This window comes from Listeria sp. ILCC792 (assembly GCF_900186135.1).
In the GTDB taxonomy this organism is placed as follows: domain Bacteria; phylum Bacillota; class Bacilli; order Lactobacillales; family Listeriaceae; genus Listeria; species Listeria goaensis.
In genome coordinates this window covers 203421-228819 of sequence record NZ_FYBO01000001.1, presented here as the reverse complement: position 1 = coordinate 228819, position 25399 = coordinate 203421, and the positions used below count along the sequence as shown (strand labels likewise).

Here is a 25399-nt window from a genome sequence, read left to right as displayed (position 1 = left end):
TTTTCTTTATTATGCGAAAACATCTGCCCAAGTATCTTTTTCACTTAAAAATTCGCGTGCCAATTCTTGCGCGCCAGACAAGCTATGGCTAGCTGCAAAGCCACACTGGACTTCATTACACGCAGGAACCTCAGTCGCTTCTAAAACGTCGTTTAGTGTCGCCTCTAAAATGCGCAACACATCATCAAAATCATCATGATTAATAAGTGATACATAAAAGCCCGTTTGACAGCCCATTGGACTAATATCGACAATTTTATCCGTATGATTTCGAGCTAGTTCCGCCATTAAATGCTCCAGCGAATGAAGTGCTGGCATTTCCATATGCGCCTTATTCGGTTGCTTAAACCGGACATCATACTTATAAATTTCATCGCCATGATAGCCCGTTTTTGTTCCTGCGAGCCTTACATATGGCGCTTTTACTTTTGTATGGTCCAAATTAAAACTTTCCACATTCATTTTTTCAGACACGTTTTTCAGCTCCTTATTGTTTAAGATTCTGGTGTTTCGCTATCCGTAATTTCTGGAATTAACGTCCACATATCAACTGGCTGTCCTTCCATCGCTTCATCAAGAACAAACGAACCATTTGAATAGCGATCCGTGAGTCGCAGGTTGGCAGCATCTAATTCAACAAGCTGTTCTTTATTTGTTTCAATCACAAGTTTGTCTTCTGCACCAGCTAAAAGCAGCGCCACAAAACGGTGCGGATTCGATTTCAATTCCCGCAGCATAATTAAACCGCGTTTCGCACGTGTAATCGGTTCGAATTCCGAAAGTTTCATTTGTTTCAGTGACCCACGTTGCGTAACAAGAATCATATTTCTCGTTTCATCAGGCGTAATCACAAAACCGCCAATGACTTCATCGCCCGCTTTTAAATTAATCGCTTTAACCCCGGCAGTACGCGCCCCAGAATCCGGTACTTCACTTACATTGTAACGCAAACCATAACCAAATTTTGTTGCCAAAAAGACATCTTCTGTATTCGCAATAAGCGATACAGCAAGCAGTTCATCGCTATCTTTCAGCTTAATCGCCATCATTGATTTCGAGTAGCGTTGTGGTTTGTAGTTCGTCATAAGGGACGACTTAATCATCCCGTTCTTCGTTATAAACAAGAAGTAGTGTGCTTCGTCAAACGCATGTACAACTTTCGCCGCGATAATTTCCTCACCTTGACTAATATCCGTCGCTAAATGACTAATATGGTCCCCAATATTTTTCCAGCGAATTTCTGGGAGCTCGTGCACCGGACGATAAATGTAATTCCCTTTATTCGTAAAGAGTAGAATCGTATCCATCGTATTTACTTTTTCAATAAATATAGGATGATCGGCTTCTTTCATCGCAAGCTCAAGCCCGTTTGAAGCCGCATAAGAGCGCATGCTTGTACGCTTCACATAGCCTTCTTTCGTAACAGACACAACAACATCTTCACTCGCCACAAGCACTTCCGTATCAATTTTAATTTCGGAAATTTCCGCCTGCACTTCCGTTAAACGCGGCGTTTTATACGTCTTCTTAATTTCCGTAAGCTCTTCTTTTAAAACGCCAACAAGCGCATCCGAACTCCCTAAAATCCGCTCTAAAATCGCGATTTTTTTAGTCAGTTCTTCCGCTTCCGTGCGAAGTTCCGTAATATCCGTATTCGTCAAACGATAAAGTTGCAAGGACACAATCGCCTCTGCTTGCTTCTCACTAAACTCGTAGCGCTTCTCAAGATTCAGTTTCGCATCACGTTTGTCCTTCGACCCACGAATCAGCTTAATCACTTCATCTAAAATCGACAAGGCTTTGATTAAACCGTCTAAAATATGTTGCCTTGCTCGCGCCTTCCGAATGTCGAATTCCGATCGTTTTGTAATAATCTCTTTCTGGTGCGCGATATAGGCATCTAATAATTGGGTAAGCCCCATTAAGACTGGCCGTTTATTATGAATCGCCACCATATTAAAATTATAACTCACTTGCAAGTCCGTATTTTTAAATAAGTAATTAAGTACGCCCTCAGCATTAGCATCTTTCTTCAGTTCAATTGCAATTCTTAGACCCGTACGGTCCGTTTCATCGCGCACTTCCGAAATACCTTCAATTTTCTTTTCAATGCGAAGTTCATCAATTCGTTTCACTAAATTCGCTTTATTAATTTCATAAGGAATTTCATGAATCGTAATTTGTTTGCGTCCACCACGAATATCTTCAATCTCCGTCTTAGAACGCACAACAACTCGGCCTTTCCCCGTTTCATACGCCTTCTTAATGCCTTCTGCCCCTTGAATGATTCCCCCAGTTGGAAAATCAGGTCCTTTGACAATTTTAAGAAGCGCATCTAAGTCGCAATCTGGGCGATCCAGTCGTTTAATGACCGCATCAATAATTTCCGTTAAATTGTGCGGCGGTATGTCTGTCGCATACCCGGCTGAAATCCCCGTTGAACCATTAACAAGCAAATTAGGAAAGCGCGCAGGTAAAACCGTCGGCTCACTTGATGTATCATCAAAGTTTGGAACAAAATCAACCGTTTCCTTTTCAATATCCCGAAGAAGTTCCGCAGAAATCGGCGATAAACGCGCCTCCGTATAACGCATCGCAGCAGGCGGGTCGCCGTCCACGCTACCATTATTACCATGCATTTCAATGAGCGCATTTCGCACTTTCCAATCTTGACTCATTCGAACCATCGCATCATAAACGGACGTATCTCCGTGTGGATGGTAATTCCCGATAACATTACCGACTGTTTTAGCCGATTTTCGGAAACCTTTTTCTGCTGTATTCCCTTCTTCATTCATCGCAAATAAAATCCGGCGCTGTACAGGTTTTAAGCCGTCACGCGCATCAGGAAGCGCACGTTCTTGAATGATGTATTTACTATAACGACCGAAGCGGTCACCCATTACTTCTTCAAGCGCTAAGTCTTGAATATGTTGTTCTGGTGTACTCAAACTTCCCGCACCTCCTGACTGATCATATTTTCATTTTCAAGAATACTTTGATCGTCTTCTAAACTAAACTCAACGTTATTTTCAATCCATTTCCGTCTCGGTTCTACTTTATCCCCCATCAGTGTAGCTACTCGTCTCTCAGCTCGAGCGGCATCTTCAATGCGGACGCGAATTAATGTCCGTGACTCTGGATTCATCGTCGTTTCCCACAATTGGTCGGCATTCATTTCACCAAGCCCTTTGTAGCGCTGAATCATGTAGCCTTTACCAATTTTTTTAATACAGCTGTCCAGCTCGTCATCTGTCCAGGCGTATTCGACAACTTCCTTTTTTCCAGAACCTTTACTTACTTTATATAATGGCGGAAGCGCGATGTAGACTTTACCCGCTTCAACAAGCGGCTTCATGTAACGATAGAAAAACGTCAGGAGCAGCACTTGAATGTGCGCGCCGTCCGTGTCGGCATCGGTCATGATGACAATCTTATCATAATTACAATCTTCTACTTCAAATTCCGAACCTACTCCAGCACCCACAGTATGGATGATTGTATTGATTTCTTCATTTTTCATAATATCTTGTAATTTCGCTTTTTCCGTATTAATTACTTTTCCTCGAAGTGGCAAAATCGCTTGGAATCTTCTGTCACGACCTTGTTTTGCAGAACCTCCAGCCGAATCACCTTCGACTAAATACAGTTCATTTTTGTTAGGGTTACGCGACTGGGCAGGCGTAAGTTTACCAGAAAGCAATGTTTCCGAACGTTTCCGTTTTTTCCCATTCCGTGTTTCCTCCCGCGCTTTACGCGCCGCCTCGCGCGCCTCACGTGCTTTCACAGCCTTTTTCACAAGAAGGCTACTTGTATCAGGGTTCTCCGCTAAAAAGTAGGCTAAGTGCTCTGCTACGACGGCATCAACCGCAGGACGTGCTTCTGCCGTCCCCAGTTTTTCTTTCGTTTGCCCTTCAAATTGCAGCAGATTTTCTGGAACCCGAATCGAAAGTACCGCCGACAAGCCTTCACGAATGTCACTGCCCTCTAAATTCTTATCTTTTTCTTTTAAAATACCAACGCGTTTCGCATATTCATTAAAGACGCGCGTCATCGCAGCTTTCATGCCCGATTCATGTGTCCCAGCGCCTTTTGTACGCACATTATTAACGAAACTTAAAATATTTTCCGAGTAGCCATCATTAAATTGAAACGCCATTTCCATTTCAATCGTGCCGCTTTCTCCTTCAAAAGAAACAACCGGATGCAAAACATCTTTCCCTTCATTGATATATTCAACGAAGTTTTTCACACCTTCCTCAAAATGGAACGCCTCGCCCATACCAACACGCTCGTCGATAAGTTCAATGCGCATTCCTTTAAGTAAAAACGCCGATTCGCGCAAGCGCTCTGAAAGTGTTTCATAGTTAAAAGAAGTCACAGGAAAAATACTTTCATCTGGTTTAAAACGGATGGTTGTACCCGTCTCTTTTGATTTTCCGATTTTTCGAAGCGTACCATCAGGCTTACCGCCACGAATGAAATTCTGTTCATACATAGCGCCGTCGCGACAAATTGTCACTTTTAACCATTCCGAAAGCGCGTTAACTACGGAAGATCCAACACCATGCAAGCCCCCGCTTGTTTTATATCCGCCCTCTTGACCAAATTTTCCTCCCGCGTGAAGAACGGTTAAAATCACTTCAACGGTCGGTTTCCCCGTTTTATGCATCCCCACTGGCATGCCGCGCCCCTTATCCGTTACGCTGACGCTCCCGTCATCATGAAGGATAACTTTGATTTCATGGCCGAACCCAGCTAAAGCTTCATCGACCGAATTATCGACAATCTCATAAACAAGGTGATGTAAGCCTCTAACATCAGTCGATCCAATATACATGGCTGGACGTTTTCGAACTGCATCTAACCCTTCTAAAACTTGAATAGAATCATCATTGTAAACATTTTTAGGCATCTATTCTTAACTCCTTTCGTGCATATCCCTTAAATTATCAAGCAGTCCTTAAACAGCTACCCTAACAGAATAGCATTATCTTTTGAAAATGGAAAGCATCTTTCTCAAACCGCGAAAAAACAGGCTCTTTTTTTGAACCTGCTTTATGTCTTTTCATTCAGCTAGCTCTCGGTAAGCAATTTTTATACAATAATCCATGACCACTGGATGCGTTTGTTTGAGGAGTTCATATGCTTCTTCATTTTGAATACCAAGCTGTGCCCAAAATACATTAGCATCGATTTCTAAAAATTCACGCGCAATATCCGGCAAAAATTCAGAACGTCTGAAAACATTAACAATGTCAACAGGTTCTTTAATGTCTGCTAAACGTGCTACAGCTTTCTCACCAAGAATTTTATCCGCCTTAGGGTTAACTGGAATAATTTTATATCCAGCTTCTTGCATGATTTTTGAAACTTGATAACTCGTACGTTCCGGTTTATCGCTTAGTCCAACTACCGCAATGGTTTTAGCTTCTTTTAAAATTTTATCGCGCGCTTCTTTTGTCGAATGATACATCCAAATCGCTCCTTTTTAAAAAGTGCCTCATTCCTTATTTTATCGCTATCTTGCGCGAATGTAAAGAACAGAACGATTTTTCACCAAATCCCAATTTTTTTATGCTATAATTCTTAATATGAGTTTAAAAAGAGGAGTTTTCGCATGCTTACAAAACTAATTTTATTGTCTGTCCTTGCCTATTTAATCGGCTCCATTCCTTCTGGTTTATGGATTGGAAAACTATTCTACAAAAAAGACATTCGCGAACACGGCAGTGGCAACTTGGGCGCCACCAACTCATTTCGCGTCTTAGGCTTAAAACCAGGCATCGTCGTAACCGTGATGGACATCTTAAAAGGAACCATCGCCACGTTACTTCCATTCTTTTTTCTCCCTAACATCGACCACCATTACATGCTACTCACAGGTGTATGCGCGATTCTTGGTCATAGCTTTCCAATTTTCGCAAGTTTTCGGGGAGGAAAAGCCGTTGCAACATCGGCTGGGGTCGTTTTAGCCTACGCGCCAATTTTATTCGTCTTGGCCGTCCTAGTATTTCTTTTAACCCTTAAAATCAGTAAATACGTATCACTTAGTTCGATGATTGCGGCCGCTGCGGCCTTTGTTATTTCGTTATTTTTGGGAGACCCTATCTTAATCGGCCTTATTACAGCGCTCGCCATTTTCATCATCTGGCGCCACCGGGCCAATATTAAACGCATCAAAGAAGGAACCGAACCGAAAATTACATGGATGTAAAAAACCCGCCAAGAATATTCTTGGCGGGTTTTTAGTTACCCTACTTGAATGGTATAGTTCGCTGTGAAAATTGCTTCTGGTTCAAGCTGTTCAATTCCCGCTTTATCACGGAGTTCAACTGGACTTCCTACGCCATCAGCAATTCCGTACCACGGTTCAATACATAAGAACGGTGTGCCGTCTCCCGCCGTCCAAATACCGACGAAAGGAAAATTCGGAAAATCAACTTGAACAAAATGCGCGTGTTTTTTAGAACGAATCGCGATTTTATTCTCTTTAAGCCCCTCAAAAATCAAGGCATCATTGGCAAACAGCTCATAATTAATTGGCAGCTCCATCGTTTCTTCCGCCGTCACACGTTTTAACTTGCCAGACCGATATGGCCCTTCCAGTTGCAACGACTCGAGCTCTTCTTTCGCATGGAAATCCAAATAATAATCATCAAACGTCGTTCCACGAACAAGTGGGAGATTAAACGCTGGATGCGCACCAATTGAAAAGTAAATTCGTTTTTCATCCGTGTTTTCAACTTGATACTCAACATGCACGCCGTCTTCAAGCAGCGTATAGCTGACCGTCAAATGAAACGCATACGGATACACCAACCTCGATTTTTCATCCGCAGAAAGCTCTAAAACGCACTTATCTCGCAAAAGCTCGACCACTTTAAACTCGCGGTCACGCGCAAAGCCGTGCTGGGGCAGATGGAACGCCTCCCCGTCGACAAAATAGGTGTCCTCTACAAGCCGACCCACTGTTGGGAATAAAATAGGGGCATGACGTCCCCAAAATGCGGTATCCGCATTCCACAAATAGTCTAGCTGCGTTTGTTTGTTATAAATTTTTGTAAGCTCTGCTCCCGCTTCCTTAAGTTCGATAAGCATTGTATCATTCTCAAGTTTAATCATGTTTTTCTCCCTCCAAGTGGAACCTGTCAATCTGATCCCACTTCGCTTCATTTTTTAAAACCGCAAGTTGAATTTCCCCAAACAAGTCAAAATGTGGTAAATTATCGTGCCCAAAATCAATATACGCTTCCGGCAATTGGTACTTCTTCCCCCATGCCTTCAACACATTTAAATCCGAACTAGCCACTTTAGTGACCGTCTTCGAATTTGGAAAACGCTCATCTAACCAGTAGTGCGTTAAAATGGCAATTTCGCCGCGCATTGCTTTATCTTTAAAAGCAGTCAATTCAGCACGTTTTACACCAAATGCCATATTATTCCGCCCCTTCGATAGCCCGTGCATACTTCTCATGCCAGTCTTTTAACACGCGTTTTAAAGCCACTGGTTTAAAGCCATCCTTCGTCACACAAACATGTTTCGTTTCACCAGTAATCGCAATCTCGCCTGATTCCGCATAACGAATTTCATATCCGTAAGTAACACGCACGCCGTCATATTCCGATAGCCAAGTTTTAACAATCGCATTTTGCCCGTAGCGAAGTGGCTTCCCGTAATGAATGGCGACATCAATGACCGGCGATAAATAACCAAGCTGTTCCATATCAAAATAACGCAAGCCTAAACTTTCAATAAAGCGCGTTCTTCCTAATTCCATCCAGATTAAATAGTTCGCATGATAGACTACACCCATTTGATCAGTTTCGGCATAGCGAACTTCAATTTCCGTTTCCGTAAAAGTCATAATTTACCTCCCCAAAAACCAGTCTTCCATACCATTTTAGCAAATTTCCAATCAAAACAGAAACTATTAAGATGGAAAAAGCTCCCACAAGATGTGAGAGCTTTCAAGACTGATGACAAACAGCCTGCTTCGGCGTTCATCAGTCTAATCACTTAGTTATTTTTTAATTTTTCCAGCTCTACTAAGAATTTGTCATTTAATACGCGAATGAATGTACCTTTCATACCAAGTGAACGGGAATCAATAACGCCCGCACTTTCTAATTTACGAAGTGCATTAACGATTACAGAACGCGTAATGCCAACTCGGTCAGCGATTTTAGATGCTACTAGCAAGCCTTCTTTACCGTTTAATTCATCAAAAATATGTTCAATTGCTTCTAACTCACTGTAAGAAAGGGAGCTGATAGCCATTTGTACAACCGCACGGCTACGCGCTTCTTCTTCAATTTCTTCTGCTTTCTCATGTAAAATTTCCATACCTACAACTGTGCTACCATATTCTGCTAAAAGCAAGTCATCGTCTGTAAATTTATTTTCTAAACGAGAAAGAATTAGCGTACCAAGACGTTCTCCTCCGCCGACAACAGGTACAATCGTAGTTAATCCTTTCGTGAATAAATCGCTATTTTCAATTGGGAAAGCTGTATATTGACTGGAAACTTCAAGGTTTGCAGACGTTTCATTCACATTAAATAAGCTTTGCGTATATTCTTCAGGGAATTGACGCTCAGTAAGCATTTGCTTCATACGTTCGTTTTCAATTGGCAAAATTTCAGAATATCCTAAAAGTTTACCTTTACGACTTACAATGTATGTGTTTGCTTCAATCACATCGCTCAATGTATCTGCCATTTCTTTAAAGTTCACTGTTTTTCCTGCCGCATTTTGTAACATTGCATTAATTTTTCTTGTTTTTTCTAATAAAGTCATTATTAGATCCTCCTAAAATTTATAAAATAAATTGTGTTAAATCCTTACTTTGCATAATTGCTTCTAGTTTTTCATTAACATAACTTTCCGTGACTGTAACAGAATCCAGTGTAATATCGGGTGCTTCAAAAAGCAAATCCTCGAGCAATTTTTCTAAGATTGTATGTAACCTTCTTGCTCCAATATTATCAGATTCCTGGTTAACTTGAAAGGCAATTTCAGCCAATCTTTCCACTGCTTCTTTTGTAAAAATTAAATCAATATTTTCTGCTTTAAGTAAAGCCCGGTATTGTTTAATCAGCGCATTGTCTGGCTCCGTTAAAATCTTGATGAAGTCCTCTTGCGAAAGCTTATCAAGTTCAATGCGAATTGGGAAACGACCTTGAAGTTCGGGTATTAAATCAGACGGCTTCGAAATATGAAAGGCCCCAGCTGCAATGAACAAAATAAATTCTGTGTTTACCGTACCATACTTTGTCGCAATTTGCGACCCCTCAACGATAGGTAAAATATCTCGTTGTACACCTTCACGAGAAACTTGAGCATTGCCGCCACCATTTTGGCTTGCCACTTTATCAATTTCATCTATAAAAATAATCCCCATCTGTTCAGCACGGCGAATGCCCTCAGAAGAAACTTCTTCTTGATCAATCAATTTCGTTGCTTCATCCTCAAAAAGAATTTTCTTCGCTTCTTTCACTGTTACTTTGCGTTTCTTTTTCTTCTTAGGGAAAAGCCCTGAAAAAGCGTCTTGCATGCCCGCCATTTGATCCATGCCGCTTCCTTTAAACATATCAAACATTTGATTTTGTTGTTCAGCCACTTCAACTGTAACGACCTCATCATCAAGCTCGCCAGTTTTAATGCGATACTCTAGTTTATTACGTTTTTCTTTTAGCTCATCATCGACAATTTCTTGTTCGTCCTGATTAGGCGCAGCCCCTTGAAAAAGCGCTTCAAAGGGATTCTGAACTGTCTGCTGTTTTTTCTTCTGAGACGGCGCAAGCAACTTCGCAATACGTTTCTCTGCATTTTCTTCTGCTTTAAAACGCACCAATTGCATCTTCTCTTCTTTTACCAAGCGAACCGACACCTCAACTAAATCACGTACCATCGATTCAACATCACGACCAACGTACCCTACCTCAGTAAATTTTGTTGCTTCAACTTTTGTAAAAGGAGCTCGAACAATTTTAGCAATCCGCCGCGCAATTTCCGTCTTTCCAACGCCTGTTGGGCCAATCATCAGAATGTTTTTAGGAATGATTTCATCCCGCATTTCTTCGTCCATCATCATACGACGATAGCGATTTCTAAGCGCAACCGCAACTGATTTCTTGGCGCCATTTTGACCGATAATGTATTGATCAAGTCGTTCAACAATTTGTCGCGGGGTTAAACTTACCGTATCTTGACTATTCACCATCTATCACTCCTTCATAGCTCTTCAACAATAATGTGGTCATTTGTGAAAACACAGATTTCAGAAGCAATTTCTAACGCGTGCTTCGCAATTTCCTTTGCTTCCATATGCTCCCCGCTATATCGTTTTAAAGCTCGACCCGCACTAAGTGCATAATTTCCACCTGATCCAATCGCCAGAATGCCATCGTCTGGTTCAATAACTTCTCCAGTGCCAGAAACTAACAACAAAGTATCTTGATCCATTACAATAAGCATCGCTTCCAATTTGCGCAGAACATTATCGCTGCGCCATTGTTTGGCAAGTTCCACGGAAGCGCGTTCTAAATTGCCACCATATTCATTTAACTTACCTTCAAATTTCTCAAATAATGTAAAAGCATCGGCGACAGAACCTGCAAATCCAGCAATTACTTTATCATGAAATAATCGTCTTACTTTTCTAGCATTATGCTTCATAATAACCGATTCGCCAAGTGTCACTTGACCATCTCCTGCCATTGCAGCTTTTCCATTATGTTGAACTGCAAATATCGTTGTTGCATGCATCTCCATCGTTTTCGCCTCCTATTTTTTATGCTCTTGGATGATGTTTCATATAGGTTGCTTTCAAATGTTCCTTCGTAACGTGTGTATATATTTGCGTGGAAGAAAGACTAGCATGACCTAATAACTCCTGAACGGTACGCATATCCGCCCCATTATTAAGTAAATCCGTTGCAAACGTATGACGCAACATATGTGGATGAATTTTTCTTGTTAGTGATGCCTTTTCTATCACTTTCGTTAGCGCATAACGAATACCTCTTGCTGTCAACGGATCGCCATAATGATTGATCAGCAAAAAATTATGTTCTTTTCGGTGCTGCTTCATGAGAACTTTTCGCCCTTTATTCAAATATTCTTGCATCGCATCTTCAAAAAAAGAACCAAATGGCACATACCTTTCTTTATTTCCTTTTCCCCTAATTAAAATGGCTTGATAGGCTCGATCAATATCGTTCATCTGAATATCAGCACTTTCTGACACACGTATCCCTGTTCCATATAGAAGTTCAAAGATAACACGATTTCGCAGTGTAAGCGCTTCATCATTCTCGTATACAACTTGAAATAGAGCTTCCATTTCTTCATTGTAGAAAAACTTTGGAAGCCTTAACTCGCTCTTTGCATGTGAAACATACGTAAATGGGTTCGTACTCACAAACTCTTCGCGCAACATAAAATTGTAGAAGCTACGCAAACTAGAGATCTTCCTTGAAACTGAACTTCTTGAATACTTTTCCCTCTTAAGCTCAGTTAAATACAATCGAATCAACAAGTAGTCAACATCCTGATAATTCAAAATATGCTGCTGATTCAAAAAAGTTTGAAAATCCAAGATATCATCATGGTAAGCTACTACAGTATTGTCTGAATAATTTCGCTCATTTTGGATATATGTCATAAACATCTCCAGAATTTGCTGTTCTTTCACGATATTCACACCTTTCAAACACTACCATAGTATCATAAGGAATAACAAGTTGCAATAATTTCACGCATTTTTCGCAACATTTCCAATTAAACTAGAATCCCCTTCAATTTAACAAACTCAACTTTAAATCGCAAACATTTTCCATTAGATGCGGAACAATTCAAAAAATTAAAGTTGCGTTTTCTGAAAAGAAAGACTAAAACGAAGGCTGAACTTTACGTTCAGCCTAATTTATTATAGTTGTTTTCCAGTACTTCTGCAACCTTTTTTATAGCATTTAATGCTCGATTAGCCAGTTGTTCATTTCGTTCTTGTTTTGCTCTAACTTTTTCTGGCAGTTCAGGAAACAAACCGAAGTTAACATTCATAGGTTGGAAAGTTTTAGTATTCGCATTCGTAATGTAATGCGCAAGACTGCCTATCGCACTTTCAGCTGGGAATTCTACTAACTCATTGCCTAGTACATATTGCGCCGCATTAATTCCTGCCGCTAACCCACTAGCAGCAGATTCCACGTAACCCTCAACCCCTGTCATCTGTCCAGCGAAAAATAGATTTTCACGTGTTTTAAGTTGATAAGTATTTTTCATCGCTTTTGGAGAATTGATAAATGTATTTCGATGCATGACGCCATAACGAACGATTTCTGCATTCTCTAGCCCCGGAATAAGTCCAAAAACGCGTTTCTGTTCGCCCCACTTAAGATGCGTTTGGAAGCCCACCATATTATAAAGCGTTCCTGCTGCATCATCTTGGCGCAATTGTAGAACAGCATATGGTCGTTTACCTGTTTTCGGATTTTCTAACCCAACCGGTTTTAGAGGCCCAAAAAGCATTGTTTTAATCCCACGTTTTGCCATGACTTCAATTGGCATACACCCCTCAAAAAACACTTCTTTTTCAAACTTTTTCAGTTCAGCCGTTTCTGCAGTCACAAGTGCCTCATAAAATGCATGGAACTCTTCTTCTGTCATCGGACAATTTAAGTAAGCAGCCTCACCTTTATCATAGCGCGATTTCAAGTAAACTTTATCCATGTCAATACTGTCTTTTTCAATTATCGGAGCTGCTGCATCATAAAAATACAAATAGTCTTCTCCAGTAAGATTTTGTATCTTTTCCGCTAAAGCTTCACTCGTTAAAGGGCCTGTTGCTATAATTGTTGTCCCTTCAGGAATATCTGTCACTTCTTCAAGATGGACAGTTACAAGAGGGTGGTTTTTCACTTTGTCCGTAATATAACCAGAAAATTCATGACGATCAACCGCAAGTGCTCCCCCCGCTGGAACTGAAGCTCGGTCAGCCGATTCAATAATAATAGAATCCAACATGCGCATTTCTTCTTTAATGACTCCTACAGCATTTGTTAGACCATTAGCGCGAAGTGAATTGGTACACACAAGTTCTGCGAATTTATCAGTATGATGAGCTGGAGTTTGTTTTACTGGTCGCATCTCATACAAATCAACTGCAATTCCTCTTTTCACAAGTTGCCACGCTGCTTCACTTCCAGCAAGCCCTGCTCCAATAACATTTACTCTTTTTTCCAAAACGAAAATTCCCCTTCCATAAGCCTATAAACAGATGGACGAGCCAACCTCACTATTGAAGTTGGCTCTACCCTACTATTTTTGCGTTTCTTCTTTATAATCACAATTTGTACATTGAATTTGAATACCTTTTTTCAGTTTCTTCTCAATTAAAGCTTGCTCTCCGCATTTTGGACACGGACGTTCAACAGGTTTATCCCACGATACATAGTCACATTCAGGGTAACGATCACAGCCGTAAAAAATACGTTTTTTCTTACTCTTACGTTCAATCACGTGCCCTTTTTTACATTTCGGACAAGTAACACCAATTTCTTTTACAATTGGTTTGGTATTACGGCAATCAGGAAAACGACTACAAGCGAGAAACTTACCATATTTGCCCATTTTGTAAACCATAGGAGCTCCGCAAACATCACAGTCAATTCCAGCAGGTTCATCTTTAATCTCAATTTTTTCCATTTCTTTATCGGCGCGTTCAACATTAGGTTCAAAACTCTTATAAAATTCATCAATGACGCGAACCCACTGCTGTTTCCCATGTTCCACTTCATCCAGTTCCGACTCCATGTTCGCCGTAAAACTAACATTCAAAATCTCAGGAAAATACTCTTCAATTAACTCATTTACAATCTCACCGAGTTCGGTTGGCATGAAACGTTTATTCGTAAGCGATACATAGTTTCTACGCTGAATAGTATCTAAGGTAGGCGAATAAGTTGATGGACGCCCAATTCCTATTTCTTCAAGCGTCTTAACAAGTCTTGCCTCTGTATAGCGCGGAGGTGGCTGAGTAAAATGTTGACGCTGTTCAAGCGTTTCGTAATTCACTTTATCGCCTTTTTCCAAATCTGGAAGAATATTTTCTTTTTCTTCTTTATTGTCATCGTTACTTTCAACATAAACTTTCATAAAACCAGCAAATTTGATTTTTGAACCGTTTGCTCTAAACGTAACACCGTTATTGTCTAAATCAACTCGCATTGTATCTAATACAGCCGGTGTCATTTGGCTTGCAACAAATCGTTCCCAAATTAATTTATAAAGTCTGAGTTGATCGCGACTCAAATATTCTTTCATTTCTTGTGGTGTTCGTAAAACACTTGTTGGTCGAATCGCTTCATGAGCATCTTGAGAACCTTTTTGGTTTTTATCATTCCGCTTTTGGCTTCTAGCAAACTCATTTCCATAAGTATTCTTAATAAATGAATTAGCTTCACCCGTTGCCGTATCAGAAATCCTAGTTGAGTCCGTACGCATATATGTTATTAGTCCCACTGTTCCTTGTCTACCAAGTGCAATACCTTCATAAAGTTGTTGCGCAAGCATCATGGTTTTACGAGTTCTAAAATTAAGTTTCCGAGCGGCTTCTTGTTGTAGTGAGGAAGTAGTGAAAGGCGCTGCTGGATTACGAAGACGTTCTTTCTTAGTAACGTCAATAACTTCAAAAGTTTTGCCTTTGATTTGTCCCATAATTTCTTTTACATCATTAGCATTACTAAGTTTCTTCTTCTTACCATTTACACCATAAAAGTTAGCTTGGAAAGCTTTTTTTCCTTTTTTAAAATTGCCATCAATCGTCCAATACTCTTCTGGTTTAAAGTTATTAATTTCCTTTTCTCTATCAATGATAAGACGGAGTGCCACTGATTGAACACGTCCAGCACTCAAACCTTTCTTCACTTTCTTCCATAAAATTGGACTAATATTATAGCCAACTAAACGATCTAAAATACGTCTTGCTTGTTGTGCATCTACTAAGTCCATATCAATTTTTCGTGGATTTTTAAAAGACTCCTTAACTGCATCTTTTGTAATTTCATTAAAAACCACTCGTAAATCGTCAGTCTGATCAAGTTCAAGGCTATTCGCTAAGTGCCATGCAATTGCTTCCCCTTCGCGATCTGGATCGGCCGCGAGATAAACTTTTTTTGCCTTCTTAGCTGCTTGTTTTAATTCTTTTAAAACGGGACCTTTCCCGCGAATTGTAATATAACGTGGTTCAAAATCATGGTCTACATCAACACCCATCTGACTTTTTGGTAAGTCGCGTACGTGTCCCATAGATGCTTTTACTTGGAATTTTTTACCTAAATACTTTTCTATTGTCTTTGCTTTTGCTGGTGATTCTACGATAACTAAATAATCCGCCATTGGCTTTTCCTCCCTGATTTGGGTCAAATGAGCGGGCTAAATAATACTTTCTTATTTTCTGCCTCGCTAATCGTTTGCTTTCTTCTAAATTGATATACAATTCAGTAGTCAATAATAGCTCTTTCAAAAACTTTTGTCAATCCATCTTTTGAAATCATGCTATTTTTCAACCATTCTTAAGCAAACTTATATCAAAAAAACAGGAATTGCAAGCCAAATCACTTCATTTAGTTATAATTTTTCCATATTTAGTTAATTTCTTCTATTATATGCATGGACTGTGATACAAGTTTCGCACCTTCTGAAATTAAGCCATTCGTTCCTCCAGAACCTGTTGCAAAAATATTTCCTGGAACCACAAAAATTTCTCTATTCTGCTCGAGCGCATAGCTTGCCGTCACAAGCGAACCACTTTTTTCTTCCGCTTCTGTTATAAGAACTCCCTTCGTTAACCCACTCATAATTCTACTGCGTTCTTCAAAAAAATTTTTTCTTGCTTGTTGATTTGGCAAATATTCGCTGACTAAAACATTCCCCAGAGCTTTGATTCTTTCAAATAATTCCTGATTGTTTAGTGGATACGGTACGTTGAAGCCAGAAGGTAATACGCAAATTAAATTGCCATCCACCTTTAAAACGCTCCTCGCAGCAGTTTCTTCAACACCATGGAGGATCCCCGTTACAACTACCATATTTTGTTTGCAAAGTCCTTTTGTTAAAAATTTAGTAACAGCTCTCCCGTAGTGTCTCATTTTATGCGTCCCGATAACCGAAATAGATGGTTCAGAGAGTAATGACACCTCTCCGTAAATTAAGAGAATTGGCGGTGCATTTTGAATTTCCCGTAGTTGAGCTGGATAGTCATCATCAAAATAAAATAGAAATTGACCTCCTGACTCTTCAAACGCAGAAAGTTCTGTCGTCACATCTGCTACCTCTAGCTCCTCTTCTCCATCTAAAAATAATGTATGAAATTCCCGCTCTTCATATTGGAAACAATCTTTATCTAAACAGTATTGCCAAATTCTTGCTCGAAGAGTAGCAGGTAAATATAGCAACTCCTGCCAAGTATTTTTTTCAAGTAAATCCATATCGTAACCTCCTTTTTCTCTATTTTACGCAGAAGCCATGATTTAGCAAATCGCGAAAATAGCATTTTTAAAACGCAAAAAAAGAGTAGTTCTACATAGAAATACTCTTTTCAAAATCTATTTAACTAGTTTCAAACTGCTTTTAACTTAAAGATACAATTTTACTGGTGCAAATGTCTTTCGATGAATCGGACAAGGTCCAATACTTGCTAAACCTTCTAAATGCTTTTTCGTTCCGTATCCCATATTATGAGCAAAATCATAGCCCGGATATCTCTCGTCATACTCCCTCATTAAACGGTCACGCGTAACTTTAGCTAAAATTGAAGCAGCCGCAATCGAAATACTCTTGCTGTCACCTTTAATAATTGATAATTCATCAGGCGAACGTTTTAGCGGCATCGCATCAATTAATGTAAAATCAGGCGCTGGAGCTAAACCGTCTAATGCCTCATTCATCGCTATTTTAGTCGCCTCATAAATATTGACTTCATCGATAATCGAATGCGGCACGATTCCAACATGATAGGCAATAGCATTTTCTTTAATTTCATCAAAAAAAGCTTCTCGTTTTGCTTCATTAAGTTGCTTAGAATCATTAATTCCAAGCACATTAAAATCGTCTGGCAAAATGATAGCCGCCGCAACAACAGGCCCCGCAAGTGGACCACGACCAACTTCATCAACGCCCGCAACATAGCGAAAACCTTTTTGATATGCTTCATTTTCAAAAATTTGCATCTCACGCATTTTTTCCTGAAGAAGATATGCTTTTTCCATCCGTTTACGTGCATTCTCAACAAGCTTTTGAACCCCTTTTCGCTCATCTTGAATAAAAGGGGAGAGTTCCTTTTCTGTATTAATTCCGCTTATAATCTGTTTTATCTCGCTTATCGAATAGCTCAATTTGTGTCACCTAATTCTGGTAAATCAAAAGAGATTTTACCGGCTTTTTGTTGCCTAATTTCCCGTACTAGCCACTCTGCCGCGCGTCCATAATCTGGATCGCGATATTTATCGAAGTAGCCGTGCTTGCTAGCAATTTGGGCTAATATTTCTGTATCATCCGAAGCATTTACAAAATCCAGCCATTCCTTTAATCTCACAGGGTAATGAGCTTCTAAAAAGTGAATGCCATATAAAGCGATTTCTTCCATGTTTAAAATGTCATCTTTAATCGCACCTGTCAGCGCTAATTTAAATCCTACTTCTTGGTCTTCAAATTTTGGCCAAAGAATGCCTGGCGTATCAAGCAGTTCAAGCGTTTTGCCCACTTTTATCCATTGTTGTGCTTTCGTAACGCCCGGTTTATTACCCGTCTTAGCAATATTTTTTTTTGCTAGGCGATTTATAAGCGTGGATTTACCTACATTGGGGATTCCTAAAATCATGGCACGAATAGCTCTCGGTCGCATTCCTCGCTCCTTTTGACGTGCGAATTTTTCCGCCATAAGCTCTTCGGCTGCGCGTTCGATTGCATGAAGATTTTTTCCTTGCTGTGCATTGACCGGAACTGCTTTTAAACCTTTTTCTTTAAAGTAGGCCACCCATTCCTTCGTTACTTTTTCATCTGCTGCGTCCGCTTTATTTAAGATAATGACGCGTTTTTTCTGGTGGATTATTTCTTCAAGCATTGGATTCGATGAGGATAGAGGAATTCTGGCATCCACAAGCTCGAAAATCACATCTACTAATTTTAATTTCTCGGTCACTTCTCTACGTGCTTTCGCCATATGACCGGGGAACCACTGAATTGTCATGAACGTTCTTCTCCTACTCAATAAATTTTGCATCCGCAAGCGGCCAGTAACAAATTGGCGCTGTACCAACTATCTTCGTTTCTGAAACGGGTCCGATGATTCTGCTATCTCGGCTCGCTCTTCTATTATCGCCCAACACAAAATAAGTGTTTTTTGGCACCTTGCCATCTGGAAGCATCTCTTTTGTGCTATAGTCTTCCATCAAATAACCGTCTTTCATTTTCTTTTTATACTCATCTAAATAGGGTTCATCATATTTTTTCCCATTAATGTAGAGCGTATCTTCTTTATACTCGATAACATCGCCTGGAAGCCCAATAACACGTTTAATGTAATCAGTTCCATCTTCGCGGAAAACAACCACATCAAATCGGTCTATAGAGCCATAACGATTGATGATAACGCGATTACCATCTGTTAATGTCGGCATCATCGAAACGCCATCTACAATAATTGGAACAAATAAATAAAAGCGAATAAATAAAGCGAGTATAATCGCTACCACTGCCGCCCAAATCCACGCCCACAATCTTTTAAGATTCTTTTCCTTCAACTTTATTGCACCGCCTACTATTTAACTTCCATACTTCCATTATATACGAAAAAAATACACCTGAATAGGAAAACCCGCGAGATAATCTCGCGGATCTACTTTATTTTTTCGAAAATTGAAGGACAACGCCATCAATCGATGAGTCATCAATAAAGCCAAACATACGGCCGTCCATACTTCCTTCACGGTTATCACCTAAAACAAATAACTTACCTTTTGGTACAACACTTTTACCAGTTACATCTTCTAAAGTGAAGTTTCCGTCCCCATCGCCCGGTTCACGATATGTTTTCATACCATCTGCGAGATAAGATTCCGGATGTTTTTTTCCATTTAAATAAAGCTCACCATTTTTAAACTCAATTTTGTCACCAGGAATACCAATGACACGTTTAATGAAGTATTTTCCTTCATCACCAGTCGAAACTGGTGCATCAAACACAACAATATCATAGCGATCAGGTCCAGTTATTTTTTCAATAAAAACACGATCTCCATTTTCATATGTTGGATACATGGATAATCCATCTACTTTTACTGGAGCAAAAACAAAAGTTCTAACAAGGAGTGCAATCAGTAATGCAGTAGCAATAACAAGAACCCAACTAAGAATCTGTTGTTTTTTTGATTTCTTTTTCACTTCATTTTCTTCCATTTTCGACTTCCTCTCATGCACGTACATAATAAATATCGTGCCCTCTAGAATGGATAACACGACCTATTATCCCATTTATTTTTTTTGATGTAAAGTTATAGAAAACCTATCTTTGTAAAGTGTTTCCAAATGAGATTACTTTACCTAGAACATCAGCTTCTTTAATAAAGCCAATATAGCGACTATCCTTACTTATTCGGCGATTATCACCTAACACGAATAGTTCACCCTTTGGAACTTTATTCACACCACCACAAGCAGGCAGTTCATTTAGTTTAAAATCCTCAGTTAGATAGCCGCTTGTAATACTTTCTTTTTCGCTATCTAAGTACGGTTCATCATATTTTTTTCCATTAATATAAAGCTGGTCTGAACGATATTCCACCGTGTCGCCTGGTAACCCTATGACACGTTTAATATATTCAGCTCCTTCTTCATCAGGTGCAGGGAAAACGATAATATCAAATCGATCAGGATTTGCCATTTTGTTAATGAATAAATGTTCCCCGTCATGCAAAGTAGGATCCATTGAGTCCCCATAAACAGTAACTGGTGAGATGAGGAAATAGCGTATTCCAAACGCAATAATAAGTGCCAATAAAATGACTTTTAGCCATCCAAAAATGGCTGATTTTGGCTCTTTCTTCTTCGTTTCCATAAAATCCCTCATTTCATCCATTTCATTTTCTTGATTATAGCATGAAAAAGTTTGAAAGATATAACAAAATGCCCCCTTAACATACTAAAAAGCCAGTATCCCATAAGAATACCGGCTTTTATTTAGGCAGATGTTTTAATTGGAATCACAGAACCGTCTTCCAATTGCAGTTTAGGCTCTTCATCGCCAGTCACAGCATCTTTTGTAATGATACATTTCGCAATATCATCTCGCGAAGGAATTTCAAACATAACATCAAGCATAATACTCTCAATAATCGAGCGAAGCCCTCTGGCACCTGTCTTTCTATGAATCGCTTCTTTAGCAATTTCATGTAGCGCCTCTTCTTCAAATTCTAACTCGACGTCATCAAGTTCCAACATTTTTTGATATTGCTTCACAAGAGCATTTTTCGGTTTGGTTAAAATGGAGATGAGTGCTTCCTCGTCTAGTTGCTCAAGAGTAGCAATAACAGGAAGACGCCCAATGAACTCCGGAATTAAACCAAACTTCAGCAAATCTTCAGGTACAACTTTTGACAAATAGGTTTCCTCTTCTTTTAGAACTTCATTTTCCGTTCCGAAGCCGATAACTTTTTCACCCATCCGATTTTTTACAATTTGTTCAATACCGTCAAACGCACCGCCAACAATGAATAATACGTTGCTTGTATCAATTTGAATGAATTCCTGATGCGGATGTTTACGTCCCCCTTGAGGTGGAACGCTAGCAACTGTACCTTCCAAGATTTTCAGTAGTGCTTGTTGAACACCTTCACCAGAAACATCTCGAGTAATCGATGGGTTTTCTGATTTCCGTGCCACTTTATCAATTTCATCAATATAGATAATGCCTTTTTCTGCCTTCTCAACATCATAATCAGCAGCTTGAATAAGTTTTAGCAAGATATTTTCAACATCTTCCCCTACATAGCCAGCTTCTGTTAATGAAGTTGCATCAGCAATCGCAAAAGGTACATTTAAAATACGCGCAAGCGTTTGAGCAAGTAGCGTTTTACCACTACCAGTTGGACCGATTAAGCAAATATTACTTTTCGAAAGCTCTACTTCGTCTTCGGAAGACTCATTAGAGTTTACTCGTTTATAATGATTGTAGACAGCAACAGATAGTGCTTTTTTCGCACGTTCTTGTCCAATTACATAATCACTTAAAATGTGTCGGATTTCTTGTGGTTTTGGAACATCTCCAAAATCAACAAATTCCGAAACATTTAATTCTTCTTCAATGATTTCATTGCAAAGCTCAATACATTCATCGCAAATATAAACGCCAGGTCCAGCAACAAGTTTTCGAACTTGATCCTGTGATTTTCCACAAAAGGAGCATTTCAATTGGCCTTTTTCATCATTAAATTTGAACAAATCTTCTTCACCCCTTCGTTCCTATTCAGTCGAAATCTTTTCGACCTTATGATTTTATCATAGCACTATAAAAAAAGAAATTCTAGTTATCCATTCTCTATAAATAAAGGACACGAGAAGATTCTCATGCCCTTTTGTACGTTTTGCTTCAAATTACTGTTTGCTTATTTTTCAACAGCACTTTCCACTAAAACATCAATGGCTTTACGGATTTTAAGATCAGATTTAAGTTCGCTCAAATCTCCAAGTGCTGCACGAACAGCGTCTTTTTCCATTCCGTATTTCTCTGCAAGAGTTGCTACTTCTGCATCAACAGCATCTTCAGTAGGCTCAATGTTTTCTGCTTCCGCAATTGCTTCTAAAACGAGATTCATTTTCACACGTTTTTCAGCATCTGTTTCCATTTGTGCATGCATCGCTTCTTCTGTTTGACCAGTGAATTGGTAGTACAATTCAGGAGTAAGCCCTTGCGCTTGCAAGTCTTGCGCAAAATGGTTCATTAAGTGATCTGCTTCATGATGAACCATAGCATGCGGAATGTCTACTTCCGCATTTTCAACTGCTTTTGCAATCACTTCATCTTGTTTTCCTTGAACAGCTGCATCTTCTTTTGCTTCTTTTAGACGTTTTGTAACTTTTTCTGTTAATTCAGCTACTGTTTCTACTTCTGAATCAATATCTTTTGCTAACTCATCGTCAAGTTCAGGCACTTCTTTTGTTTTCACTTCGTGTACTTTCACTTTAAACACAACAGGTTGTCCAGCTAAGTTTTCAGCATGATATTCTTCTGGGAAAGTCACGCTTAATTCTTTTTCATCGCCAGCTTTTGCGCCAACCAATTGCTCTTCAAACCCTGGAATGAATTGACCAGAACCTAATTCTAGTGAATAGTTGTCCGCTTGACCACCTTCAAAAGGTTCTTCATTGTGGAAGCCTTCAAAATCGATGACAACCGTATCACCATTTGCTGCTGGCTCTTCTTCTTTTACAACTAAATCAGCTTGACGTTCTGTTAAAGTCTTCAATTCTTCCGCAACTTCTTCGTCCGTCAATTCGGAATCGCGTTTTTCAACTTCTAAGCCTTTGTAATCCCCAAGTTTAACTTCTGGTTTTACAGTAACTTCAGCTGATAATTTCCAGTTTTCGCCTTTTTCCATCGATTCGATGTTCACTTGTGGTGTGTCAACAGGATCGATTCCAGCTTCTTCAACAGCTTTTGTATAAACTTCTGGAAGGAGAATATCAAGTGCATCTTGATAAAGCGCTTCTTCTCCAAAACGTTGGTTAAAGATTTGACGTGAAACTTTACCTTTACGGAATCCAGGTACGTTTAGCGTCTTGCGAACTTTTTGGAAAGCTCTATCTAAACCTGATTTAATTTGTTCTTGATCAATTTCAAAAGAAAGCGTACCTACGTTACCTTCTTTTTTTTCCCATTTTACTGACATGGTCATATTCCCTCCATCATCTATTTAGTTCAATTAAAAATTCATTTCATGACAAGATTCAGCCATACTCACTCATAATAACATAAAAACATGCGATTTGAAAACAAATTAAAACAAATAATTTTGTCCGCTCTCTTCTAATTTTCGGATAAAATTCAACCCTTTTTCCACTTCCGCAGATAAATCACTCGACAACCTCACTTTTTCCTCGCCGTAAAGCTCATTTGCCCAAAGAATATAACATTCCACCCATAAAGATACATTTTTAGGTTTAAAAGAAAATGGATAGAGCATGAAATAATGATGTTGCACCATCTGAAAAATTTGCATAAATAAAACTGGATTATCGTTTTCCAAAACAAATGAAAGCTCCGCCTCCATATCATCCAAAAAAGAATCTGTTTCAAGTGACTGAGGATTGAAAACAGCCTCCTCGCCTAGTTTACAAACCAAAACGGTGTCATCAATTTGGCATTCATGTAAAAGTTCAAAAATGACTGATTGTACGAAAGGAGACGCTTTTTTATCTGCTAAAATAGCAATGAAGTCCCCCTTATACAAGTCAATATCAAACTTATTAAGCTCACTTAAAAAAACAAGTTGTTCTTGGCTATCTAAAGAAAGAAAATTAGCTTGCGGCTTCCTAGTAACTAGCTTTTTAGGGAACGGTATGATGTTATCCACGATTTGCTCTTCTTGCTGAATTTGATTTTCTTCCTCTGTATATTGCCGAACGAGCATAAAATATTGATCCATTTCATCCAAATTTTGATATGTACTTGCCAGCTCGCTTAAAATCTCTTTGTTGTACCCCACCATCATTAAAAATTCTTGCCCAATTGCTTTTGCTGCTTTATATTCCGCACCTTGGTTTAAAAGGCGAATGAAAGCATGCGTGATTTTAAAATCAGCCGGATTCAATGCATGTTGTGTTTCAAGATAATGAAATGCTTCGCTTCGTTCTTCGAGTGATAACTCATAATTTCGCTCCTGCATCATTTTAAGGATACTCGTTGGAAGCGAATCATTGTTTTTCTTCATCCTTACAACTCCTGTTCCGTCAATAGATTGGTTCATTCTATGTGATTTTAAGCGCATTGTCAACCATATAAAAAACGCCTCTTTTAAATAGTAGAGACGTTTACTTTTCCAGACTGATGACAAACAGCCATTTTGGTTTTAAAATCAGCAGCCTTATTGCGTATAAATTATTTAGTTTAGCGTAAATTTATTCTTTTTCTAACGAACTGATTTCGTAATTTTTAATCACAGAAATCGGTTAAGTCACAGTTTAAAATTTCGCTTAGAATTAGCGCATTTTGATAAGATAATCTTACCAAACCTTTTTCAACATTGGAATAGCCACTTGTATATTTATAGCCCATCTCCCGCGATATAAACGCTTGTGTAATACCTCTACCAAGGCGAATCTCTCTAATTTTATTCACATTGATATTTTTGGTGTTCAACTGTTCCATCTTAGCAAGTCTCCTTTCACACAATATGAGTTCATAAAAACATTTTAGCAACTCCTAAAGTGTATGTCAATTTATTTGCAATTCGATTCGGGTTGTTTTATACTTTATTTGTGTATAATATTGTATAATATGTGTAAAGGAGATGAAAACATGACAAAATTAAGCCGACAGTTAACAAACTTACGGGAAAAGCGTGGTTGGACAAAAAGAGAGACTGCAAAACGTCTTGGCTTAAATGCCCCTTCTACATACGGGAATTGGGAATACGGGATACGGGAACCTGATTTATCAACGGTGGCTGAGATTGCAACACTTTATGATGTCACGGTAGATTATTTGATTGGTGAAGATGATGTATCTGAAAGCAAAAAGCAAAGCCCAAATAAAAATATTAAACTGGAGCTTGAGCACATTTCAGAGCAATTGCTAGATGCGAATGAGTTGGCTTTTGGAGATGAACCGCTAAAACCTCATATCGCTGAATTTCTTAGGAAAAATATTCAATTTATTTTGGATAACGCTGAATTAATAAATCGAATCACCGATGAGGAGTGATGAACATGGCGAATTTAAGCGAAAGGCTTAAATTTTTACGCGAAAAAAAAGGTTGGTCAAAAGTTGAAACGGCAAAGCGAATTGGTTTAAAGGCCCCTTCCACTTACGGAAACTGGGAATATGGTCTGCGCCAGCCTGATTTAGAAATGATTGCTAAAATTGCAAAACTATACGGGGTTAGTGTGGATTACTTGCTTGGCGAAAATGATCTCCCTTCTTATGAAAAGCTACATACAAAAACTTCACCAGATATTACTATTTATGTTGAAGCAGTTTGCGAAAAGATGGAATTTGAAGATGATTTATTTTTAGGAAAAAAAGAACTTTCCGAATCGGCTAAAGATTATTTGGTTGAAAGTTTACAATTTGCTCTTAAACAAGCAGAAAAATTAAATAAAATTTAAAAGTTCGCCAAA

26 protein-coding genes are annotated in these 25399 nt (G+C 39.1%); 3 read left to right on the top strand and 23 right to left on the bottom strand.

What is annotated here, in order from left to right:
- Positions 1 to 9: 9 nt before the first annotated feature.
- The 4 genes from CFS60_RS01140 to CFS60_RS01125 all read right to left on the bottom strand — a co-directional run bounded on the left by CFS60_RS01140 (position 10) and on the right by CFS60_RS01125 (position 5476).
- Positions 10 to 474, bottom strand: coding sequence for an S-ribosylhomocysteine lyase (locus tag CFS60_RS01140; protein WP_088808761.1), 465 nt, complete (start codon positions 472 to 474; stop codon positions 10 to 12).
- Positions 475 to 494: 20 nt separating this feature from the next.
- Positions 495 to 2951 (bottom strand): DNA topoisomerase IV subunit A, encoded by a 2457-nt coding sequence (parC, locus tag CFS60_RS01135; RefSeq protein ID WP_088808760.1) that lies wholly within the window; start codon positions 2949 to 2951, stop codon positions 495 to 497.
- Positions 2948 to 4915 (bottom strand): DNA topoisomerase IV subunit B, encoded by a 1968-nt coding sequence (gene parE, locus CFS60_RS01130; protein WP_088808759.1) that lies wholly within the window; start codon positions 4913 to 4915, stop codon positions 2948 to 2950. The genes parC and parE overlap by 4 nt, the downstream gene beginning before the upstream one ends.
- 153 nt (positions 4916 to 5068) lie before the next feature.
- Positions 5069 to 5476 carry a CoA-binding protein gene (locus CFS60_RS01125; protein WP_088808758.1) on the bottom strand — a complete coding sequence of 136 codons (408 nt, stop codon included), beginning with the start codon at positions 5474 to 5476 and terminating at the stop codon, positions 5069 to 5071.
- A 144-nt stretch (positions 5477 to 5620) separates the two neighbouring features.
- Here CFS60_RS01125 and plsY point away from each other — a divergent pair, with 144 nt between their 5' ends.
- The gene (gene plsY, locus CFS60_RS01120; RefSeq protein WP_088808757.1) at positions 5621 to 6217 is read left to right on the top strand and encodes a glycerol-3-phosphate 1-O-acyltransferase PlsY; all 597 of its coding nucleotides are present in this window, start codon (positions 5621 to 5623) and stop codon (positions 6215 to 6217) included.
- A 35-nt stretch (positions 6218 to 6252) separates the two neighbouring features.
- Here the strand turns inward: plsY and CFS60_RS01115 are convergent, their stop codons facing one another.
- The 19 genes from CFS60_RS01115 to CFS60_RS01025 all read right to left on the bottom strand — a co-directional run bounded on the left by CFS60_RS01115 (position 6253) and on the right by CFS60_RS01025 (position 24428).
- Complete coding sequence (locus tag CFS60_RS01115; protein ID WP_088808756.1) at positions 6253 to 7125, bottom strand: aldose 1-epimerase family protein; 873 nt, start codon at positions 7123 to 7125, stop codon at positions 6253 to 6255.
- Positions 7118 to 7438: a hypothetical protein gene (locus CFS60_RS01110; RefSeq protein ID WP_088808755.1), complete on the bottom strand. Its 321-nt coding sequence runs from the start codon at positions 7436 to 7438 to the stop codon at positions 7118 to 7120. The genes CFS60_RS01115 and CFS60_RS01110 overlap by 8 nt, the downstream gene beginning before the upstream one ends.
- Before the next feature lies 1 nt (position 7439).
- The gene (locus CFS60_RS01105; protein WP_088808754.1) at positions 7440 to 7868 is read right to left on the bottom strand and encodes a thioesterase family protein; all 429 of its coding nucleotides are present in this window, start codon (positions 7866 to 7868) and stop codon (positions 7440 to 7442) included.
- A 152-nt stretch (positions 7869 to 8020) separates the two neighbouring features.
- A complete protein-coding gene (gene codY, locus CFS60_RS01100) occupies positions 8021 to 8800 on the bottom strand; it encodes a GTP-sensing pleiotropic transcriptional regulator CodY (protein WP_088808753.1) in 780 nt (259 codons plus the stop codon).
- A gap of 19 nt (positions 8801 to 8819) precedes the next feature.
- The gene (gene hslU, locus CFS60_RS01095) at positions 8820 to 10226 is read right to left on the bottom strand and encodes an HslU--HslV peptidase ATPase subunit (protein ID WP_088825260.1); all 1407 of its coding nucleotides are present in this window, start codon (positions 10224 to 10226) and stop codon (positions 8820 to 8822) included.
- An 11-nt stretch (positions 10227 to 10237) separates the two neighbouring features.
- Entirely contained in the window at positions 10238 to 10777 is a 540-nt protein-coding gene (gene hslV, locus CFS60_RS01090) for an ATP-dependent protease subunit HslV (protein WP_088808751.1), read from the bottom strand.
- Between the two features lie 19 nt (positions 10778 to 10796).
- Positions 10797 to 11702: a tyrosine recombinase XerC gene (xerC, locus tag CFS60_RS01085; protein ID WP_088838790.1), complete on the bottom strand. Its 906-nt coding sequence runs from the start codon at positions 11700 to 11702 to the stop codon at positions 10797 to 10799.
- A gap of 218 nt (positions 11703 to 11920) precedes the next feature.
- On the bottom strand, positions 11921 to 13249 hold the full coding sequence (gene trmFO / locus CFS60_RS01080; protein WP_088838717.1) for an FADH(2)-oxidizing methylenetetrahydrofolate--tRNA-(uracil(54)-C(5))-methyltransferase TrmFO: 1329 nt from the start codon (positions 13247 to 13249) through the stop codon (positions 11921 to 11923).
- A gap of 75 nt (positions 13250 to 13324) precedes the next feature.
- Positions 13325 to 15403: a type I DNA topoisomerase gene (gene topA / locus CFS60_RS01075; protein ID WP_088815185.1), complete on the bottom strand. Its 2079-nt coding sequence runs from the start codon at positions 15401 to 15403 to the stop codon at positions 13325 to 13327.
- 248 nt (positions 15404 to 15651) lie between these two features.
- Positions 15652 to 16494: a DNA-processing protein DprA gene (dprA, locus tag CFS60_RS01070; protein ID WP_088815184.1), complete on the bottom strand. Its 843-nt coding sequence runs from the start codon at positions 16492 to 16494 to the stop codon at positions 15652 to 15654.
- A 147-nt stretch (positions 16495 to 16641) separates the two neighbouring features.
- Positions 16642 to 17400 (bottom strand): ribonuclease HII, encoded by a 759-nt coding sequence (locus tag CFS60_RS01065; protein WP_088838716.1) that lies wholly within the window; start codon positions 17398 to 17400, stop codon positions 16642 to 16644.
- Entirely contained in the window at positions 17397 to 18254 is an 858-nt protein-coding gene (ylqF, locus tag CFS60_RS01060; RefSeq protein ID WP_088808746.1) for a ribosome biogenesis GTPase YlqF, read from the bottom strand. The genes CFS60_RS01065 and ylqF overlap by 4 nt, the downstream gene beginning before the upstream one ends.
- Positions 18255 to 18267: 13 nt before the next feature.
- A complete protein-coding gene (gene sipZ / locus CFS60_RS01055) occupies positions 18268 to 18807 on the bottom strand; it encodes a type I signal peptidase SipZ (protein ID WP_088838715.1) in 540 nt (179 codons plus the stop codon).
- 100 nt (positions 18808 to 18907) lie between these two features.
- Positions 18908 to 19462, bottom strand: coding sequence for a type I signal peptidase SipY (sipY, locus tag CFS60_RS01050; RefSeq protein WP_088815182.1), 555 nt, complete (start codon positions 19460 to 19462; stop codon positions 18908 to 18910).
- Between the two features lie 106 nt (positions 19463 to 19568).
- A complete protein-coding gene (gene sipX / locus CFS60_RS01045) occupies positions 19569 to 20120 on the bottom strand; it encodes a type I signal peptidase SipX (RefSeq protein ID WP_088808743.1) in 552 nt (183 codons plus the stop codon).
- A gap of 122 nt (positions 20121 to 20242) precedes the next feature.
- Entirely contained in the window at positions 20243 to 21502 is a 1260-nt protein-coding gene (gene clpX, locus CFS60_RS01040) for an ATP-dependent protease ATP-binding subunit ClpX (protein ID WP_088808742.1), read from the bottom strand.
- Between the two features lie 164 nt (positions 21503 to 21666).
- Positions 21667 to 22950: a trigger factor gene (gene tig, locus CFS60_RS01035; RefSeq protein WP_088838714.1), complete on the bottom strand. Its 1284-nt coding sequence runs from the start codon at positions 22948 to 22950 to the stop codon at positions 21667 to 21669.
- Between the two features lie 108 nt (positions 22951 to 23058).
- Positions 23059 to 23991, bottom strand: a complete 933-nt coding sequence (locus CFS60_RS01030) for a hypothetical protein (RefSeq protein WP_088838713.1) — start codon at positions 23989 to 23991, stop codon at positions 23059 to 23061.
- Positions 23992 to 24212: 221 nt separating this feature from the next.
- Positions 24213 to 24428 (bottom strand): helix-turn-helix transcriptional regulator, encoded by a 216-nt coding sequence (locus CFS60_RS01025; protein ID WP_088808739.1) that lies wholly within the window; start codon positions 24426 to 24428, stop codon positions 24213 to 24215.
- Between the two features lie 150 nt (positions 24429 to 24578).
- Here CFS60_RS01025 and CFS60_RS01020 point away from each other — a divergent pair, with 150 nt between their 5' ends.
- Together CFS60_RS01020 and CFS60_RS01015 are read left to right on the top strand one after the other, a co-directional pair.
- Positions 24579 to 24983, top strand: coding sequence for a helix-turn-helix domain-containing protein (locus tag CFS60_RS01020; RefSeq protein ID WP_088808738.1), 405 nt, complete (start codon positions 24579 to 24581; stop codon positions 24981 to 24983).
- A 5-nt stretch (positions 24984 to 24988) separates the two neighbouring features.
- Entirely contained in the window at positions 24989 to 25387 is a 399-nt protein-coding gene (locus CFS60_RS01015; RefSeq protein WP_088808737.1) for a helix-turn-helix domain-containing protein, read from the top strand.
- Positions 25388 to 25399: the final 12 nt, after the last annotated feature.

What these genes read in the sequence shown, in the direction of transcription:
- parE (WP_088808759.1), bottom strand. Translation starts at nt 4,915, where the DNA reads ATGCCTAAAAATGTTTACAATGATGATTCTATTCAAGTTTTAGAAGGG.
- CFS60_RS01125 (WP_088808758.1), bottom strand. Translation starts at nt 5,476, where the DNA reads ATGTATCATTCGACAAAAGAAGCGCGCGATAAAATTTTAAAAGAAGCT.
- plsY (WP_088808757.1), top strand. Translation starts at nt 5,621, where the DNA reads ATGCTTACAAAACTAATTTTATTGTCTGTCCTTGCCTATTTAATCGGC.
- CFS60_RS01115 (WP_088808756.1), bottom strand. Translation starts at nt 7,125, where the DNA reads ATGATTAAACTTGAGAATGATACAATGCTTATCGAACTTAAGGAAGCG.
- CFS60_RS01110 (WP_088808755.1), bottom strand. Translation starts at nt 7,438, where the DNA reads ATGGCATTTGGTGTAAAACGTGCTGAATTGACTGCTTTTAAAGATAAA.
- CFS60_RS01105 (WP_088808754.1), bottom strand. Translation starts at nt 7,868, where the DNA reads ATGACTTTTACGGAAACGGAAATTGAAGTTCGCTATGCCGAAACTGAT.
- codY (WP_088808753.1), bottom strand. Translation starts at nt 8,800, where the DNA reads ATGACTTTATTAGAAAAAACAAGAAAAATTAATGCAATGTTACAAAAT.
- hslU (WP_088825260.1), bottom strand. Translation starts at nt 10,226, where the DNA reads ATGGTGAATAGTCAAGATACGGTAAGTTTAACCCCGCGACAAATTGTT.
- hslV (WP_088808751.1), bottom strand. Translation starts at nt 10,777, where the DNA reads ATGGAGATGCATGCAACAACGATATTTGCAGTTCAACATAATGGAAAA.
- topA (WP_088815185.1), bottom strand. Translation starts at nt 15,403, where the DNA reads ATGGCGGATTATTTAGTTATCGTAGAATCACCAGCAAAAGCAAAGACA.
- dprA (WP_088815184.1), bottom strand. Translation starts at nt 16,494, where the DNA reads ATGGATTTACTTGAAAAAAATACTTGGCAGGAGTTGCTATATTTACCT.
- ylqF (WP_088808746.1), bottom strand. Translation starts at nt 18,254, where the DNA reads ATGACAATTCAGTGGTTCCCCGGTCATATGGCGAAAGCACGTAGAGAA.
- sipY (WP_088815182.1), bottom strand. Translation starts at nt 19,462, where the DNA reads ATGGAAGAAAATGAAGTGAAAAAGAAATCAAAAAAACAACAGATTCTT.
- sipX (WP_088808743.1), bottom strand. Translation starts at nt 20,120, where the DNA reads ATGGAAACGAAGAAGAAAGAGCCAAAATCAGCCATTTTTGGATGGCTA.
- tig (WP_088838714.1), bottom strand. Translation starts at nt 22,950, where the DNA reads ATGTCAGTAAAATGGGAAAAAAAAGAAGGTAACGTAGGTACGCTTTCT.
- CFS60_RS01030 (WP_088838713.1), bottom strand. Translation starts at nt 23,991, where the DNA reads ATGAAGAAAAACAATGATTCGCTTCCAACGAGTATCCTTAAAATGATG.
- CFS60_RS01025 (WP_088808739.1), bottom strand. Translation starts at nt 24,428, where the DNA reads ATGGAACAGTTGAACACCAAAAATATCAATGTGAATAAAATTAGAGAG.
- CFS60_RS01020 (WP_088808738.1), top strand. Translation starts at nt 24,579, where the DNA reads ATGACAAAATTAAGCCGACAGTTAACAAACTTACGGGAAAAGCGTGGT.
- CFS60_RS01015 (WP_088808737.1), top strand. Translation starts at nt 24,989, where the DNA reads ATGGCGAATTTAAGCGAAAGGCTTAAATTTTTACGCGAAAAAAAAGGT.